The 14417-nt window shown below is 33.3% G+C and carries 16 protein-coding genes, 1 tRNA gene and 2 pseudogenes; 9 read left to right on the forward strand and 10 right to left on the reverse strand.

Annotation, left to right across the window (positions count from 1 at the left end; all coding sequences use genetic code 11):
• Positions 1-32: 32 nt before the first annotated feature.
• The 8 genes from ACZZ95_RS03395 to ACZZ95_RS03430 form a co-directional block, all read right to left on the reverse strand.
• Positions 33-106: transfer RNA gene (locus ACZZ95_RS03395), tRNA-Ile, on the reverse strand.
• A gap of 146 nt (positions 107-252) precedes the next feature.
• A complete protein-coding gene (gene mce, locus ACZZ95_RS03400) occupies positions 253-657 on the reverse strand; it encodes a methylmalonyl-CoA epimerase (RefSeq protein WP_463468017.1) in 405 nt (134 codons plus the stop codon).
• Between the two features lie 10 nt (positions 658-667).
• Positions 668-868 carry a hypothetical protein gene (locus tag ACZZ95_RS03405; RefSeq protein ID WP_463468018.1) on the reverse strand — a complete coding sequence of 67 codons (201 nt, stop codon included), beginning with the start codon at positions 866-868 and terminating at the stop codon, positions 668-670.
• The gene (locus ACZZ95_RS03410) at positions 865-1842 is read right to left on the reverse strand and encodes a hypothetical protein (protein WP_463468019.1); all 978 of its coding nucleotides are present in this window, start codon (positions 1840-1842) and stop codon (positions 865-867) included. The genes ACZZ95_RS03405 and ACZZ95_RS03410 overlap by 4 nt, the downstream gene beginning before the upstream one ends.
• On the reverse strand, positions 1839-2300 hold the full coding sequence (locus tag ACZZ95_RS03415; protein WP_463468020.1) for a hypothetical protein: 462 nt from the start codon (positions 2298-2300) through the stop codon (positions 1839-1841). The genes ACZZ95_RS03410 and ACZZ95_RS03415 overlap by 4 nt, the downstream gene beginning before the upstream one ends.
• Positions 2233-3027, reverse strand: a complete 795-nt coding sequence (locus ACZZ95_RS03420; RefSeq protein WP_463468021.1) for a hypothetical protein — start codon at positions 3025-3027, stop codon at positions 2233-2235. Before ACZZ95_RS03420 ends, ACZZ95_RS03415 begins: the two co-directional genes overlap by 68 nt.
• A complete protein-coding gene (locus tag ACZZ95_RS03425; RefSeq protein WP_463468022.1) occupies positions 2987-3685 on the reverse strand; it encodes a hypothetical protein in 699 nt (232 codons plus the stop codon). The genes ACZZ95_RS03420 and ACZZ95_RS03425 overlap by 41 nt, the downstream gene beginning before the upstream one ends.
• Positions 3678-3863, reverse strand: coding sequence for a hypothetical protein (locus tag ACZZ95_RS03430; RefSeq protein ID WP_463468023.1), 186 nt, complete (start codon positions 3861-3863; stop codon positions 3678-3680). The genes ACZZ95_RS03425 and ACZZ95_RS03430 overlap by 8 nt, the downstream gene beginning before the upstream one ends.
• Before the next feature lie 415 nt (positions 3864-4278).
• Between ACZZ95_RS03430 and ACZZ95_RS03435 the strand changes: the two genes are divergently transcribed.
• Positions 4279-5856: an Ig-like domain-containing domain gene (locus ACZZ95_RS03435; protein ID WP_463468024.1), complete on the forward strand. Its 1578-nt coding sequence runs from the start codon at positions 4279-4281 to the stop codon at positions 5854-5856.
• On the opposite strand, the gene ACZZ95_RS03440 is transcribed toward ACZZ95_RS03435, so the two are convergent.
• A complete protein-coding gene (locus ACZZ95_RS03440; protein WP_463468025.1) occupies positions 5853-6620 on the reverse strand; it encodes a nitrilase family protein in 768 nt (255 codons plus the stop codon). The genes ACZZ95_RS03435 and ACZZ95_RS03440 overlap by 4 nt on opposite strands.
• Before the next feature lie 183 nt (positions 6621-6803).
• Here ACZZ95_RS03440 and ACZZ95_RS03445 point away from each other — a divergent pair, with 183 nt between their 5' ends.
• The 4 genes and pseudogenes from ACZZ95_RS03445 to ACZZ95_RS03460 all read left to right on the forward strand — a co-directional run bounded on the left by ACZZ95_RS03445 (position 6804) and on the right by ACZZ95_RS03460 (position 10975).
• Positions 6804-8123, forward strand: coding sequence for a GntP family permease (locus ACZZ95_RS03445; protein ID WP_463468026.1), 1320 nt, complete (start codon positions 6804-6806; stop codon positions 8121-8123).
• A gap of 4 nt (positions 8124-8127) precedes the next feature.
• Positions 8128-8595: a RidA family protein gene (locus ACZZ95_RS03450; RefSeq protein ID WP_463468027.1), complete on the forward strand. Its 468-nt coding sequence runs from the start codon at positions 8128-8130 to the stop codon at positions 8593-8595.
• 180 nt (positions 8596-8775) lie between these two features.
• The gene (locus tag ACZZ95_RS03455; protein WP_463468028.1) at positions 8776-9897 is read left to right on the forward strand and encodes a D-TA family PLP-dependent enzyme; all 1122 of its coding nucleotides are present in this window, start codon (positions 8776-8778) and stop codon (positions 9895-9897) included.
• A gap of 6 nt (positions 9898-9903) precedes the next feature.
• Positions 9904-10975, forward strand: a pseudogene (locus tag ACZZ95_RS03460) (dipeptidase).
• Here ACZZ95_RS03460 and ACZZ95_RS03465 read toward each other — a convergent pair.
• Positions 10972-11748 carry a DeoR/GlpR family DNA-binding transcription regulator gene (locus ACZZ95_RS03465; protein WP_463468029.1) on the reverse strand — a complete coding sequence of 259 codons (777 nt, stop codon included), beginning with the start codon at positions 11746-11748 and terminating at the stop codon, positions 10972-10974. The pseudogene ACZZ95_RS03460 and the gene ACZZ95_RS03465 overlap by 4 nt on opposite strands.
• Before the next feature lie 157 nt (positions 11749-11905).
• On the opposite strand from ACZZ95_RS03465, the gene ACZZ95_RS03470 reads away from it, so the two are divergent.
• The 4 genes and pseudogenes from ACZZ95_RS03470 (at position 11906) to ACZZ95_RS03485 (ending at position 14203) form a co-directional block, all read left to right on the forward strand.
• Positions 11906-12988, forward strand: a complete 1083-nt coding sequence (locus tag ACZZ95_RS03470) for a beta-N-acetylhexosaminidase (RefSeq protein ID WP_463468030.1) — start codon at positions 11906-11908, stop codon at positions 12986-12988.
• Positions 12873-13341, forward strand: a pseudogene (locus tag ACZZ95_RS03475) (family 20 glycosylhydrolase); the annotation flags it as partial. The gene ACZZ95_RS03470 and the pseudogene ACZZ95_RS03475, both read left to right, overlap by 116 nt.
• Positions 13342-13353: 12 nt before the next feature.
• A complete protein-coding gene (locus tag ACZZ95_RS03480) occupies positions 13354-13929 on the forward strand; it encodes an FN3 associated domain-containing protein (RefSeq protein WP_463471617.1) in 576 nt (191 codons plus the stop codon).
• Complete coding sequence (locus ACZZ95_RS03485; RefSeq protein WP_463468031.1) at positions 13877-14203, forward strand: PA14 domain-containing protein; 327 nt, start codon at positions 13877-13879, stop codon at positions 14201-14203. The genes ACZZ95_RS03480 and ACZZ95_RS03485 overlap by 53 nt, the downstream gene beginning before the upstream one ends.
• Positions 14204-14417 lie beyond the last annotated feature (214 nt).

Below are 14417 nucleotides of genomic sequence, written 5' to 3' on the forward strand. Positions count from 1 at the left end.
CAATGTTTATAAGGCTTTTTAAGTATTCTCTGTGGTCCCACCTGGGCTCGAACCAGGGACCACCTGATTATGAGTCAGGTGCTCTAACCAGCTGAGCTATAGGACCGGTTTAGAGGATGCAATATTACTACTATTTTTCATTCACTCCAAATATTTTAAGACATCATTTGTATTTAATTTTAATTCTTTTGCCGAATTTCAAAAACGAAATTGATTTTCAACATCTTATTTAAAAATTAAAATGACATTTTTTTATTTAATTTCCTGACAAAGCTCCACCAAAACACCATTTGTGTTCTTCGGATGCAGAAAAACGACCAATTTATTGTCGGCTCCTTTCTTCGGAATTTCATTTATCAACACAAAACCTTCATTTTTCAGGCGGATAATTTCTGCTTCGATATTATCAACGTCAAATGCAATGTGATGAATTCCTTCTCCTTTTTTCTCTAGAAACTTTGCAATTGGACTTTCTGGATTTGTTGCCACCAAAAGTTCAATCTTATTATTTCCGGTTTGAAAGAAAGAAGTCAAAACACCTTCGCTTTCTACAGCTTCCATTTTATACGACGGAACGCCGAGCATTTTCTCAAACAAAATATTGGCATCGCCCATATTTTTTACCGCAATTCCGATATGTTCTATTTTGTTTACCATTGTTTCTAATTTATTGGTTCACATAAGTATTAAAATAACCGCATTCTGCAATTACATCTTGATAATACTTCGTATCTGAATAGTCTTTTCTCAAAGCTTTAAAAGAATTCCAGGCAATAAAATTAACTTTATCGTCTTGAATGTCCCAATAACTGTTTATAGCGCTGTACTTTTTATTGTAATAATCGTTTCGTTCGCATTTTGAAATCAAATACAAACATTTCGCTTTTTGTTCTTTGTTAGAAGCCGCTTGAAAGCCTTTTGATAATACATTTTCGACACTGAATTATTCGTAATCATTTCTTTCATTGCATTTCTAAACGAATACGGACTTGATCCGTAACCTACAATATTAATTTCGTAGAACGTTCTTCCGTTTCCGAAATGAGAAATATTATAAAAAGCATTTCCTAGCAAAAGGCTGTTGGTGTACACATCTTCTTTTTGGGCCAATTTATCCTGCATTGATTTTATCGTCGTCAAGAAATCCATATAAGTGTATTTTCTTTTTTGATAAGCGACATGATCACAATCGTGGCAGTCTTTTATACTTCCGTTAAACGGATTTCCTAAAAACTTAAAATATTGAACCGAATCTGCTTGTTTCAAAAATTCAATTGCTTCTGGAATTTTATTTCTAAAAGTCGCCTGAACTGCCTGAAAATTATTAATGTCTTTTAATTTCAAACTATAAATTCCAGCACCAATTTTCTCAATTTCATTTTTATTAGACTTTTCTAAAAAAGCTTTCATTGCCAGCAGTTCTTTTTCATTATCATAAAATGAATTTCCATCGTTCCAATAACTGTAGCGAGATTCATTAAACAATTCTGCCATTACAGGATTTGATTTTGATTTGTACAAAGTCGCCAAATAATTTTTACTCCACTGAAAAGCGTTTTGATAACGAAACTCACTTCCTTTATATGTCTTTGGCAACTCAAAATAAATCCAATTCAAATCGGCTAAAACTGTTTTTACGTTGGTATCATCCAGTTTATCGATTTTGCTCAAGTTGTTTACAAAACGCAACAATCGAATTTGGTACGTTGCTAATTGTGTTTTAGGCAGTGTTTTTACTGCTTTAGTATAACTCTTATCTGCATTGGCATAATCGCCTTTCAGCGTCTGAAGATATCCCAATGAAATATCCCATAAATATGGTTTTTCTGTATTTCCTGTCATGCAGCTATTTTAGCAATTAAATCAAGTGCACTGTTGTCAATTTTTGCTTTGTTTTCACTTTTATTTTCGGCAATCGTCTGCGGTTTCATCGGCTGATTTTCTCCTGCATTCTGCTGAAAAGAATTATTGATTTTTTGTTCCAGCGCATTCACCAATCTGGTTGCCAGATAATTTAAATGTTCACTTTTTGGATCCAGTTCATAAATCTTTTCAATGGCTTGTTTTTCATCTTTATAATAACCGTGAATTGCCCAAAGCGCCGCTTTTTCACTGTTGTTTTTTGCCATTGCCAAAGATTTATTCCAGTCCGATTCATTTTTTGGATGAAAACTATACGCCGTTACGACACGTAATTCTGGGCACTTATCAAAAACCTGCGCATATAAATAATTAGAAACGGCATATTTTTTCTGCTTGTAATTGATTCCCGCAACATAGGCCAAAGCGCGATAATACAACGTATTTTTTGCGAGCAGAACTTTCTGTTTTATTAAAAAAGTCAATTGCTTTTTGTTTGTCATTACTATAAAAACGAGCTTTCATAGTCAAAAACCAATATCTATTTTTCAAAAAAGGATCAGACAAAGTGTTATAAACATTTTCTATAGACTGAATCATTTTCGCATCGTTGAAAGTTTTCGCTACAACGGGATCGTAACTCCAATAATCCTCGCCTATAGAAACGGTTTCAATTTTTTGGGCTAAATATAAAAACTCTATAAAATTTTTAATCTTATCGTCTTTCAAATTAAGTTTCTTCCCCCATTTTTGAGAACTTTTATTCTCCTTTTTACTTTTATAAAAAACATGAAGATCGCTTATTTCTTCTTTGTTTTTAATCTTGTCTTTCTCATCAGAATAATATCTAGGTTTTTCATCTCCAATCAAAAAGTAATTTACCGTTGTGGTATCCGCTTTTCCTTTTAGGTAATCTGCCCAGTCTGATTTTATGTTTCCATTAAAACGGGAATTGTGCTGGGTATCAAAACCAATTCCGTAAAAAATGCCGCCCGAAAGAAAAAGGGGCGAATACGATTTGTCGGCAAAAGTTTCTGGCGTAAAATTAGAATTGTATCCAAAGAAATCCCAGTCGTCTCCGCCGGCACAAGCATAAATAATTCCGTATATGGAAAGTAAAGCAAGGCTAAAACTTAGAAATAACTTGTTCAAAAATATTCTTTTCATAATTGTTTAAATTGAATTCGTCTAAATCGTAAAATATAATTTCGTTTGGTTTTTCAGGCAGATTTTCATCCAAATCTTCTGCCATTTGTTTTAAATCGTCTTTTTTAATTTCTTCTATTTTCAGCAGATCGTTCTCTTCATAAAAAACACCATTTTTATAATTAGATTGTTTTATTGTGAAAAAATTGGACTGTGTTTTTTCAAAATTTGAATCCTGCATCAGCTCTTTTACATCTATTTTTGAGCGAAGTCCAATTACTTTATTATTTCTAATATGAACTCCCCACGAATAAATTGGAAATGCCAAATTCAGATGAAGCGGATATTTCTTTATACTTTTCAGATATTTTGATGCCGTTTTCTGATCGTAAATAGAATTGAGAGAATCTGGTGCAATCGATCCCATATTATAATACATCAAAACTCCAGAATCGACATTTGGAATTTTTGTCTTTTTAAAATATTTCACCTGATGCAGTCGAATTGTTGCCGAAAGTTTCTTTTTCGAAAGCTTTTTAAAAACTTCTATAAATTTCAAATAATTGTCTTTGCTATTCAAAGACCAATCGCAGTCAATTTGAATTTCATCACAAGAAATTTTATTTTTCGTGTTGATCTGTTCAATAAAATTAAATGTTTTCTGTGCTAAATCATTCACATCTAATTTTAGTCGCAGACATTACTTTATTCTGAATAAAGACAATTGGGACAATCGTATATTTTTGCGGATTTTCTTCAAAACGTATTGGACTAATCGGAATTGGGAATTTTGTTTCTGGATGAAGTCCGATATCAAAATATCTAATATAAAGCTTTTGAACATTGTTTTCAGTCAAAACTTCTTTCTCCGTTTTTGAAAGCTTGAATATTGTTTTCCAATAATAAAAGGATATAACTGGCTTTTCGCTATTACTGCAAGAAAGCAGTAAAAAGAGGCATAAAATTGAAAAAAATCGCTTTAACAAAACTTAGAAAATTACATTTGAAATCAAAAGTAAGAAATTATGACTGTCTAAAATATTCAAAACCCTAAAAAATACAGAAGAAATGCAAAAGTTGTAAATCCTAATAAATGGATAAAAAATTTCAATTAAAGCAAATATAATCGTTATTTTGTGCAATCAAATTTGAAAACCGTTATGTTGAAAAACACTCTAAAATATATTTCCTTTATAATTCTAATCTCAATGATAAGTCTGCGCTAAAAGAGGCAGTATTACCGGCGGTTTAAAAGATACTTTAGCACCAGTTTTGGTATCGAGTTTTCCAGAAAATTACAGCACCAATTTTAAAGGAAACACTATCACTTTAAATTTTGATGAATATATTAAACTGAAAAACACTAATAAACAGCTGATTATTTCGTCGCCGTTTAAAAACGAGCCTTTAATTACACCTCAGACCGTAAGCAAATTTATAAAGATTGAGATTCGAGATACTTTACTGCCAAACACAACTTACAGTTTAAATTTTGGGCAGGCAATTCAAGACAACAACGAAGGAAATGCTTTGAATCAATTTAAGTATGTTTTCTCGACTGGATCGCATATTGATTCGCTTAAACTTAATGGGCGTATCAAGGATTCTTACGAAAAACATGTAGATAATTTTGTTTCGGTAATGCTTTATGAAGTAAATGATAAATTTAAAGATTCTGTTATTTACAAAGATTTTCCTCGCTATATCACCAATACTTTGGACAGTATGAGAACTTTCCAATTTGAAAATCTTAAAGAAGGAAAATATCTTTTGGTTGCCTTAAAAGACAAAGGCGACAACAATAAATTTAATCCGAAAGATGATAAAATTGGTTTCTTAAAAAACTACATTACTATTCCAACAGATTCTGTTTATGATGTAGAATTATTTAAAGAAACACTTCCTTTAAAGACATTTAAACCAATTCAGGCTTCGGGAAACAGATTATTACTTCCGTATGAAGGAAAGCAGAATTTTAAAAATAACAAACCAAAAATTGTTCTAAGAAATAATACTGAAGTTTTAGAAACTATTGTTACGCAATTTCCAAAGAAAGACTCGCTTCAGGTTTGGTATAAACCTTTAAAAGTTGATTCTCTATCTCTGGAAGTTGATAAAGACAAATACAATAAGAAATTCACTTTTAAAATTAAAGATCTTAAAAAGGATACTCTTAACATTAAACCAGTGCAAAACGGAACAATTAATTTTAGAGAACGTTTTACTTTGGAAACAGAAACTCCATTGGTAAAATTTGACAAATCTAAAATCCTGCTTGTCAACAAAGATTCTACTGCTGTGGAATACACAACCGAATACGATGAATTTGATCAAAAATTATATGTTGATTTCAAAAAAGAACCTTTAGAAAAATACAATTTCACCTTCTTACCAGGTGCTTTGACTGATTTCTACGAAAAGACAAATGATACTTTATCAATCAAATTAACGACCAAAGAAGTAGCCGATTACGGAAATATAATTCTGAATCTAAAGAATGTAAAACGTTTTCCTATAATTGTTGAATTAACTAATAAAAAAGGAGATGTTGTTTTGGCCAGCGAATATTCTGAAGGAGCAACAACATTAGAATTCAACTTATTACAGCCTGAAATTTTTACCGTTCGTATAATTTATGATGATAATAAAAACAAGCTTTATGATACGGGTAGTTTCCTAGAAAAACGATATTCTGAAGAAGTGTATTATAATCAGGAAGAATTTGATGTGCGCGCAAACTGGGATCGAAATGAAACAATTGATTTAAGCATTCCGTTTAACCCAGAGGTCGAGAAAAAAATAGACGACAAAAAGAAAAAAGACGCAGAGAAGAAACGGAAAGCGTTTTAAAGCTTAATTTCAAATTGATCTTTATCGCTTAAAAAATCCAATTTACTGCGGGTTTCATACATGGTGTTTTTATCTAATTCCAAGATAAAAACACCATTTTTTTCTTGTGGTTCTACGATATAATTCCCTAAAAAATCGATCGCCTGAGAATGGCCATTATGTTCGTAATCATTCGCATCTAATCCAACTCTATTAACCCCGATTACAAAAGATAAATTTTCTATCGCACGCGCTTTTAGCAAAGCATCCCAAGCATTAATTCGCACTTTTGGCCAATTGGCAACATATAGGACCAGATCATAATTTTCTACATTTCGTACAAAAACAGGAAATCGTAAATCGTAACAAACCTGCAGACAGATTTTCCAATCCAAATATTCCACAATCACCTTTTCGTTCCCTCGGCTATAAACCTTGTCTTCTCCTGCTAAAGAAAAAGAATGTCTTTTATCGTAATATTGAATTTCGCCCGAAGGAAAAACAAAAACCATACGATTGTAATAGTTTCCATTTTCTGTAATAACTAAACTTCCTGTTATCGCAGCATTTTTTTGCTTTGCTTTTATTTTCATCCATTCGATCGTTTCTCCCTGCATGGTTTCTGCAATTTCAGAAGGATTCATGGTAAATCCAGTCGAAAACATTTCGGGAAGTACAATTAAATTTACTTCTGAAACAATTTCAGCTATTTTTAAATCAAATTTTTCTCGATTTTTAGAAGCATTTTCCCAGAAGAGTTCCGTTTGGATTAAAGCAATTTTCATTTCAGTATATTTTTATATAAAGGTAGAAAACATCACTGTATTCTTTGTGTACCATTCGGTAATTTTAACATTAACATTGCAAAAAAAACGCAGTTTTTGCAAAAAAAATGCGATATGTAAAAATATTTTATATATTTGGAATTCCAACCACAATTATAAGTAACTAAAAACCAACCACAAACCATGAGCATTCTTATTCTCACAGCATGCATTGTTTTCTTGATTTTACAGATTGCCTGGTTTAAAATAAATCCTTTTATCGCGTTTATTATCACCTCACTTTTAGCGGCGCTTTTTCTCGGTTTACCAATAGAAACTATTTCTCCCGTTTTGCAAAAAGGACTTGGCGAAATGCTGGGTTCAATTACTTTAATTATTGTTTTTGGAACTTGTATTGGCAAACTTGCCGTTTCGTCTGGAGCCGCAAAAGTGATCGCTAAAACGGTTATGAATTGGACTGGAAGAAAATATGTTCGGTTAGGATTAATGATTACTGGATTTATTATCGGAATTCCGCTTTTTTACAGCGTTGGTTTTGTGCTTTTAGTACCGCTGATTTTCTCTGTCGCACATCAATTTAAATTATCAAAAGTTTATTTGGGAATTCCAATGCTGGCTTCACTTTCTGTTGCGCATGGTTTTCTTCCCCCGCATCCTTCTCCTATGGCATTGAGCAGTATTTTAAAAGCAGATATTGGTTTGGTTTTGATATACGGAATCATAATTGCCATTCCGACTATCTTAATTGCGGGTTTATGGTTTTCTACCCGTTTTAAAAATATAAAAACAGAATCGGATCACGAAATCTTAAATGTCGAAGAAATAACAAATGAAGGAAAACTGCCTGGTTTTGGCATAAGCCTATTCTCTGCCCTATTTCCAGTATTCGGATTAACAGTTACGTCTTTACTTCCGCTTATTTCAGATAATGAAAAATTAATAGCTATCTGCAAAATTATTGGAGATCCAAGTATTATTATGCTGTTGTCACTGCTTTTGTGCACGTATACTTTAGGAATTAGAATGAATCGAAGCATGTCTTCTGTTATGGATGATTATACGCAGGCCATAAAAGATGTTGCTTTAATTGTTTTAATAGTTGGAGGCGCCGGCTGTCTCAAAGAAGTTATGATTGTAAGCGGCGTAAACGAAACGATAGTTGTCGCTTTAAACCAAGTTACTATTCACCCCTTCTTATTAGCTTGGATTATGGCGGCTATTATTCGTATCTGCGTAGGTTCTGCAACAGCGGCTGGTTTAATGACTGCCAGCGTTTTACTACCTTTACTACAATCAAACGATCTAGACCCCAATCTCTTTGTACTATCTGTAGGAGCTGGAAGTTTAATGTGTTCTCATGTTAACGACCCCAGTTTCTGGATGTTCAAAGAATATTTCAATATCAGCCTAAAAGACACTTTTAAATCCTGGACAGTAATGGAATCAATGGTTTCTGTTTTAGGAATTGTATTTATTTTTATTTTGAACGCTTTAATACATTAAAATTATGAGTTTAAATCCGCAAGAAAAATTCGAAAGTCTTGGTTTGTCTTTACCTCCTGCTCCACAGCCTTTAGGAATTTACAAACCTTATTTAGTAGACGGAAAATATTTATATCTGTCTGGTCACGGACCTGTTCAAGAGGACAAATCTTTAATTATTGGCCGTGTTGGAGACGATATGGATATCGAAGCCGGAAAATTAGTCATGAGACAAGTCGGCCTTACCATGTTATCAACCATTGTAACCAATTTTGGAAGTTTATCCAAAGTAAAAAGAGTTATAAAAGTGCTCGGAATGGTCAATTGCACTTCTGATTTCCTTAGACATCCTTATGTTATCAATGGTCGCAACGAATTATTTGCAGAAGTTTGGGGACAAGAAAACGGAATCGGAGTTAGAAGCGCTGTCGGAATGGGATCGCTTCCTGATAATATTCCTGTGGAAGTTGAAGCCCTTTTTGAATTGTATTAATTTAGTTTTTAAACACGTAGAAATATAGTTTTTGATTTAAAAGATTAAAATAAATAACAAATCATTACACAAAGACTATGTTTATTAAAACAAGTGAAACGCCTTTCAAAAGCATCCAAAATCTATGTCTCTATGTGTTTAAAAAAAATGACATTTATAAATTGCTAAAAACCAAGAATTATGCAAAAGAACTGGTGGGAAATTAACTCCGAAACGCTTATCGATACACCGTTTTTAGCAGTTTATGAAGATCGTGTGCGAACTAATATTGAACGTCTGATTTCTTACGTTAAAGGCGACACTCAAAAATTACGTCCGCATATTAAGACACATAAAAATGCTGCGATTTTAGAGCTTTTTAAGATTTATAATGTTAAGAAAATTAAATGTGCTACCATTTCTGAAGCCGAACTTGTCGCCAATCAAAAAATTGAAGACATTCTTTTGGCGTATCAGCCAGTTGGATTAAAAGCAGAAAGATGGATTTTGCTAATTAAAAAATTTCCCGAAATTCATTTTTCAACTATTATAGACAATCAAAAAACGGCTTTTGCTTTAAATGAAACTGCCAAAAGAAATAATCTTGTTTTATCTGTTTATTTGGATTTGAATACTGGAATGAACCGAACTGGTTTTCCAATTTCAGAAGATTGGACAGAGTTAATTCATGTTATTTCAAAACTCGAAAACCTGCATTTTAAAGGCTTTCATATTTATGACGGCCATTTAAAAGGAAATCTTGAAGAAAGGAATTTAGAAGCTTCAAAAGCATTTGAACAGATTTTAAGGAAAGTTGAAAAGACACAAAATGAATTTGATTATGATTTGAAAATTGTTGCCGGCGGTTCTAATACTTTTCCGTTTTATGCCTCGCAGGAAAATGTAGAATGCAGTCCAGGTACTTTTGTTTTTTGGGATTCTAATTATGAAATTCATCTTCCGGAACAAGATTTTAAAGCTGCTTTAGTAATTGTTGGAACCATTATTTCTAAACCAACAAAAAATACATTTTGTGTAGACATTGGTTATAAAGCTGTTTCATCAGAAAATCCGATTAATAAAAGACTGGTTATTTTAAATGATGAAAATTTAATTCCAACCGCACATTCTGAAGAACATTTGATTGTAGAAAATAAAGGTGAAAACGAATATGAAATTGGAGATATTATTTATGCAAAACCGTATCATGTCTGTCCGACCGTGGCCTTATATGATACTCTTCAAGTGGTCAATAAAAAACAGCAGACTTTATACCCAATGGCCTGTGGGTGCACGAGGTCGAAAAAATACTATTTAAATTAAAACGCTATGTTTATACTAGACGCTCATTTAGACCTCAGCATGAATGCGATGGAATGGAATCGGGATTTGAGAAACAATGTTACTACTTTACGCCGGTTAGAAAAAGGAATGACAGACAAACCAGACCGCGAGCATGCAACGGTCTCTTTTCCTGATCTTCGTCGCGGCAATATCGGAATTGTAGTTGCTACTCAAATTGCACGATTTGTAAAACCAGATAGTATAATTCCAGGATGGAATTCGCCAGAACAAGCCTGGGCGCAGACTCAAGGACAAATCGCTTGGTACAAAGCGATGGAAGAAGCGGGAGAACTGACTTCAATTACAGACAAAAAATCACTCTTAAAACATTTTGATTTATGGAATAATGGAACTCCAAATGACAATAAACCAATTGGATATATTTTGAGTTTGGAAGGAGCCGACTCAATTGTTGATATTTCTTATTTGGAAAAAGCCTATAATTACGGATTAAGAGCTGTTGGTCCAGCACATTATGGTCCTGGAAGATATGCAAACGGAACTGATGCAACTGGAAAAATGAAGCAAAACGGCATTGATTTATTAAAAGAAATGGAGCGTTTGAACATTATTCTCGATGCAACCCATTTATGCGATGATGCTTTTTGGCAGGCTTTGGATCATTTTAACGGCGCCGTTTGGGCAAGTCATAACAATTGCAGGGCATTAGTCAATCATAACCGTCAATACAGTGATGAAATGATTAAAGCTTTAGTTTCGAGAGGAGCGGTTATTGGAGGCGCTTTAGACGCTTGGATGATGGTTCCGAATTGGGAAAGAGGCATTTCTGATCCGAAGAAAATGAACTGCAGTCTGGAAACCGCTTTTAGACACATGGATCACATTTGCCAGCTTGCCGGAAATGCCAATCATATCGGAATTGGTTCTGATCTTGACGGCGCTTTTGGAACTGAACAATGTCCGTACGATTTAGACACCATTGCTGACTTGCAGAAATTAGTATTGCTATTTAAAAATCATGGTTATGCTGATGAAGATTTAAAAAAAGATCTTTCATCAAAATTGGATTGATTTTCTAGTAAAACATTGGGATTAAATGACAGTCAGACTCAGAAAATTCTCTTTGTATGATTTTAGTTTTTTATCATTTGGTTCTTCTTCGGTAATAACATAATTTATCTCAGACAAACTAGCGATTTTCATTTTAAGAACCGTATTTAATTTCTCTGTAATCGTTAAAACCGCTGTTTTTTTAGACGCCTGAATCATTGCTTTTTTAACCTGAACGGTTTCCCAGTCAGAATCAGAATAACCACCATCTATATCTAAAGCATTTGTTCCAAGAACCAAAAGATCTGCTTTTATGTTAGCCAATTGATGAAAAGCTTCTCCGCTCACACACATTTGACTGTATGAAGAAATGTCGCTGCCAATCATGATGGTTTTGATATTTGGTTTATCTAAAAGTTGTACCGCTGTTAAAGCAGTAATCGTAAAAACGGTCAAATTAAGATCGTTTGGAATTAATCGAATGAATTCGCGAATGGTAGTTCCTCCATCAACGATTAAAACCATTCCGTCATGAAGAAGGCCGACTGCTTTTTGCGCAATAACCTGCTTTGCTTCAACAGCATAAGTCTGGTTAGATGAAGAATAGTGATAACCTTTAGTCATCGCACCGCCTTTTACTTTAATTAAAAGTAAATCAGCATCAAGTTCATTAATATCACGGCGTACAGTATCTTCTGAAACACCAAGCTTAGCAGAAAGAGTTTCAAAACTTACACGTGTGTGCAGATTGATCTCTTTTAGAATATGATTTTTACGTTCTTCTTTACTGTAATTTAAAACTTCATTTTCTGTGCTCATGCCGATTGTTTTTTTCTATTTACAAAAATAAACATTTCAGTAATAATTCATCGAAACCAAAAGCTCTATTGACAATAAAAATTCTAAATAATTACGTTTTAAGACCTTTTATCTATCTTTAAAATTCCTTTTTATTAAAATCTAAAGTTTTTCTCTTATGAAAAAATTTCTTCTTTTACTTTTTACGCTGTCTTTTTTAAACGGAAGTGCTCAAAATCTTCCAGAAAACAAAACTATAATTCCAGCACCAAATTCGTATAAATTAACAGGAGACAGCATTCGCGTAAATGGAAAAATTCAAGTCAGTTTTACAAATAAAAATTACAGCGAAAAGGAATCCAAATCGGCTAAAATTTTAGAATCGGCATTCAATTTTCAAACCTCTTCAAAGAAATCAAATATCAAAGTTGAATTTAATACGAATGTAAATTTCAATTCAAAAGAAGCGTATAAAATTGAAATTACTTCGAACAAAATTACTGTTGCTGGAAAAGAAGAAGGACTATTTTATGCGGTACAAACTTTACTACAGCTTCTTCCAAATAAAATTTCAGGCGACGAAATAAAACTTCCTTGCATAAATATCGAAGATCAACCCCGATATTCTTACCGAGGCCTGCATTTAGACGTCTCCCGAAATTTTTTCTCTATTGCTGTTATAAAAGATTTTATCAGACAAATGTCCAGCTATAAATTAAATAACTTTCATTGGCATCTAACAGACGATCAAGGGTGGAGAATTGAAATTAAAAAGTACCCAAAACTTACCGAAATCGGTTCAAAAAGAGCACAGACATTAGTGGGAAATAAATTCGAAAGAGCACCATTTTTCTTTGACGGAAATCCATACGGAGGATTTTATACTCAGGAAGAAATCAAAGAGGTAGTAAAATTTGCGGAAGAAAATTATGTGAATATTATTCCGGAAATTGAAATGCCGGGACACGCTTCTGCGACAATAACAGCTTACCCAAATCTGGCCTGTTTTCCAGATCGAAATTATAAAGTTGTAGAATCTTGGGGTGTATTTGAAGATGTTTTCTGCGCAGGAAAAGAGGAAACTTTTACTTTTTTAGAAGACGTTTTAACGGAAGTAATGGCATTGTTTCCAAGTAAAAATATTCATGTCGGCGGAGACGAATGCCCAAAAACCAGATGGAAAATGTGCCCGAATTGCCAAAAACGAATTGCGACGATTAGGCTTAAAAGACGAACACGAATTGCAGAGTTATTTCATTAAAAGAATTGAAAAATTCTTAAATGCCAATGGAAGACAGATTTTTGGTTGGGACGAAATTCTGGAAGGCGACCTTGCGCCAAATGCGAGCAGTTATGTCTTGGCGTGGAGAATCGGGCGGTATTCACGCCGCAAAATTGAAACATCCCGTTGTGATGACTCCAGAAGGCACCGTATATTTTGATTACAATCAAGGGTATTCACCAAACGAACCGCTTACAGTAGGACGATTGAGCACTTTAGATAAAATTTACAATTACAATGCAACTCCCGTTGACAGTTTAAGTTTTGAGGAGCAAAAGTATATTATTGGAGTTCAGGCCAATCTTTGGTCGGAATATTTGACTAGTCCTGCAAAATTAAATTATATGCTGTATCCAAGAATTTTCGCTTTAGCAGAAATCGCTTGGACCGAAACTCCGAATAAAAATTACAACCATTTTATTCAAAATCAATTACCATATCATCTAGAAAAACTGGAATTGGAAAATCGATTGTATAAAGTTCCGACACCTTTTGGTTCTGATGAAACGGCATTAATTGCATCAAAATATATTTTATATTTAAAAACAACCTTAAAAAACGGAAAGATTTTTTATACGATTGACGGTTATAATCCAGATGAAACGGCAGAATTATACCAAAAACCTGTAACGATACATATTCCAAAAGGAGAATATAGAATCATCAAAACGATTCAAATCAGCGAAAGCGGAAAAGAAGTTCAATTAACAAAAATCATTGTTCGCAATCCAGATTTGAAGCCAGCTTTAGGAATTCAACCCAAGAAAAAAGGTTTAAAATTTGAATATTATACTGGAACATTTCAGCAGGTTCAGGATTTAGAGTTATCCAAACCTGTTGCTTCTGGAATTTTAGAAAGTAAAATAAGTGCTGAAAAAATGGAAAACCAAATTAGAGCGCTATATCGGTCTAAAATTTAGTGGGTGCATCTTTATACCTGAAGCAGGAAATTACACTTTTTCAACGCTTTCAGACGACGGATCAAAGCTTTTTATAGATGACGAACTAATTGTAAATAATGACGGCATTCATTGGGCGAATGAAGCTTATGGGGCTGTTAAATTGGAGAAAGGTTTTCATAAACTCAACATCAGCTACTTTGACTTGACTGGGGGCACAATTTTAAACTGCTTTATTCAGAAAGAAGGTCAAAAGAAAGAAGAAATCACATCTTCGCAATTGTATCATGAGTAGAAATAATAAAGGGTTTGATTAAAAGAATAACTCTTTTGATTGGACAGAGTATTATATAATATTATTCTTTTTGCAAAAACCCAGCGGGATACAATATCTATAGATAATAAGACATGTAGAAAAAACTCCAGCGGAGCGACATATGTTGTAAATTGCAAAAAATATGTCAGCTCCGCTGGAGCTTTATATTATAAACTTTATTCTTAGCTATAAA

It is taken from the genome of Flavobacterium sp. AC267 (assembly GCF_979258715.1).

Coding starts and splice junctions, on each gene's coding strand:
- ACZZ95_RS03480 (WP_463471617.1), top strand. CDS start 13,354: ATGCTGTATCCAAGAATTTTCGCTTTAGCAGAAATCGCTTGGACCGAA.
- ACZZ95_RS03410 (WP_463468019.1), bottom strand. CDS start 1,842: ATGACAGGAAATACAGAAAAACCATATTTATGGGATATTTCATTGGGA.
- ACZZ95_RS03455 (WP_463468028.1), top strand. CDS start 8,776: ATGCAAAAGAACTGGTGGGAAATTAACTCCGAAACGCTTATCGATACA.
- ACZZ95_RS03470 (WP_463468030.1), top strand. CDS start 11,906: ATGAAAAAATTTCTTCTTTTACTTTTTACGCTGTCTTTTTTAAACGGA.
- mce (WP_463468017.1), bottom strand. CDS start 657: ATGGTAAACAAAATAGAACATATCGGAATTGCGGTAAAAAATATGGGC.
- ACZZ95_RS03465 (WP_463468029.1), bottom strand. CDS start 11,748: ATGAGCACAGAAAATGAAGTTTTAAATTACAGTAAAGAAGAACGTAAA.
- ACZZ95_RS03445 (WP_463468026.1), top strand. CDS start 6,804: ATGAGCATTCTTATTCTCACAGCATGCATTGTTTTCTTGATTTTACAG.
- ACZZ95_RS03450 (WP_463468027.1), top strand. CDS start 8,128: ATGAGTTTAAATCCGCAAGAAAAATTCGAAAGTCTTGGTTTGTCTTTA.
- ACZZ95_RS03440 (WP_463468025.1), bottom strand. CDS start 6,620: ATGAAAATTGCTTTAATCCAAACGGAACTCTTCTGGGAAAATGCTTCT.
- ACZZ95_RS03420 (WP_463468021.1), bottom strand. CDS start 3,027: ATGAAAAGAATATTTTTGAACAAGTTATTTCTAAGTTTTAGCCTTGCT.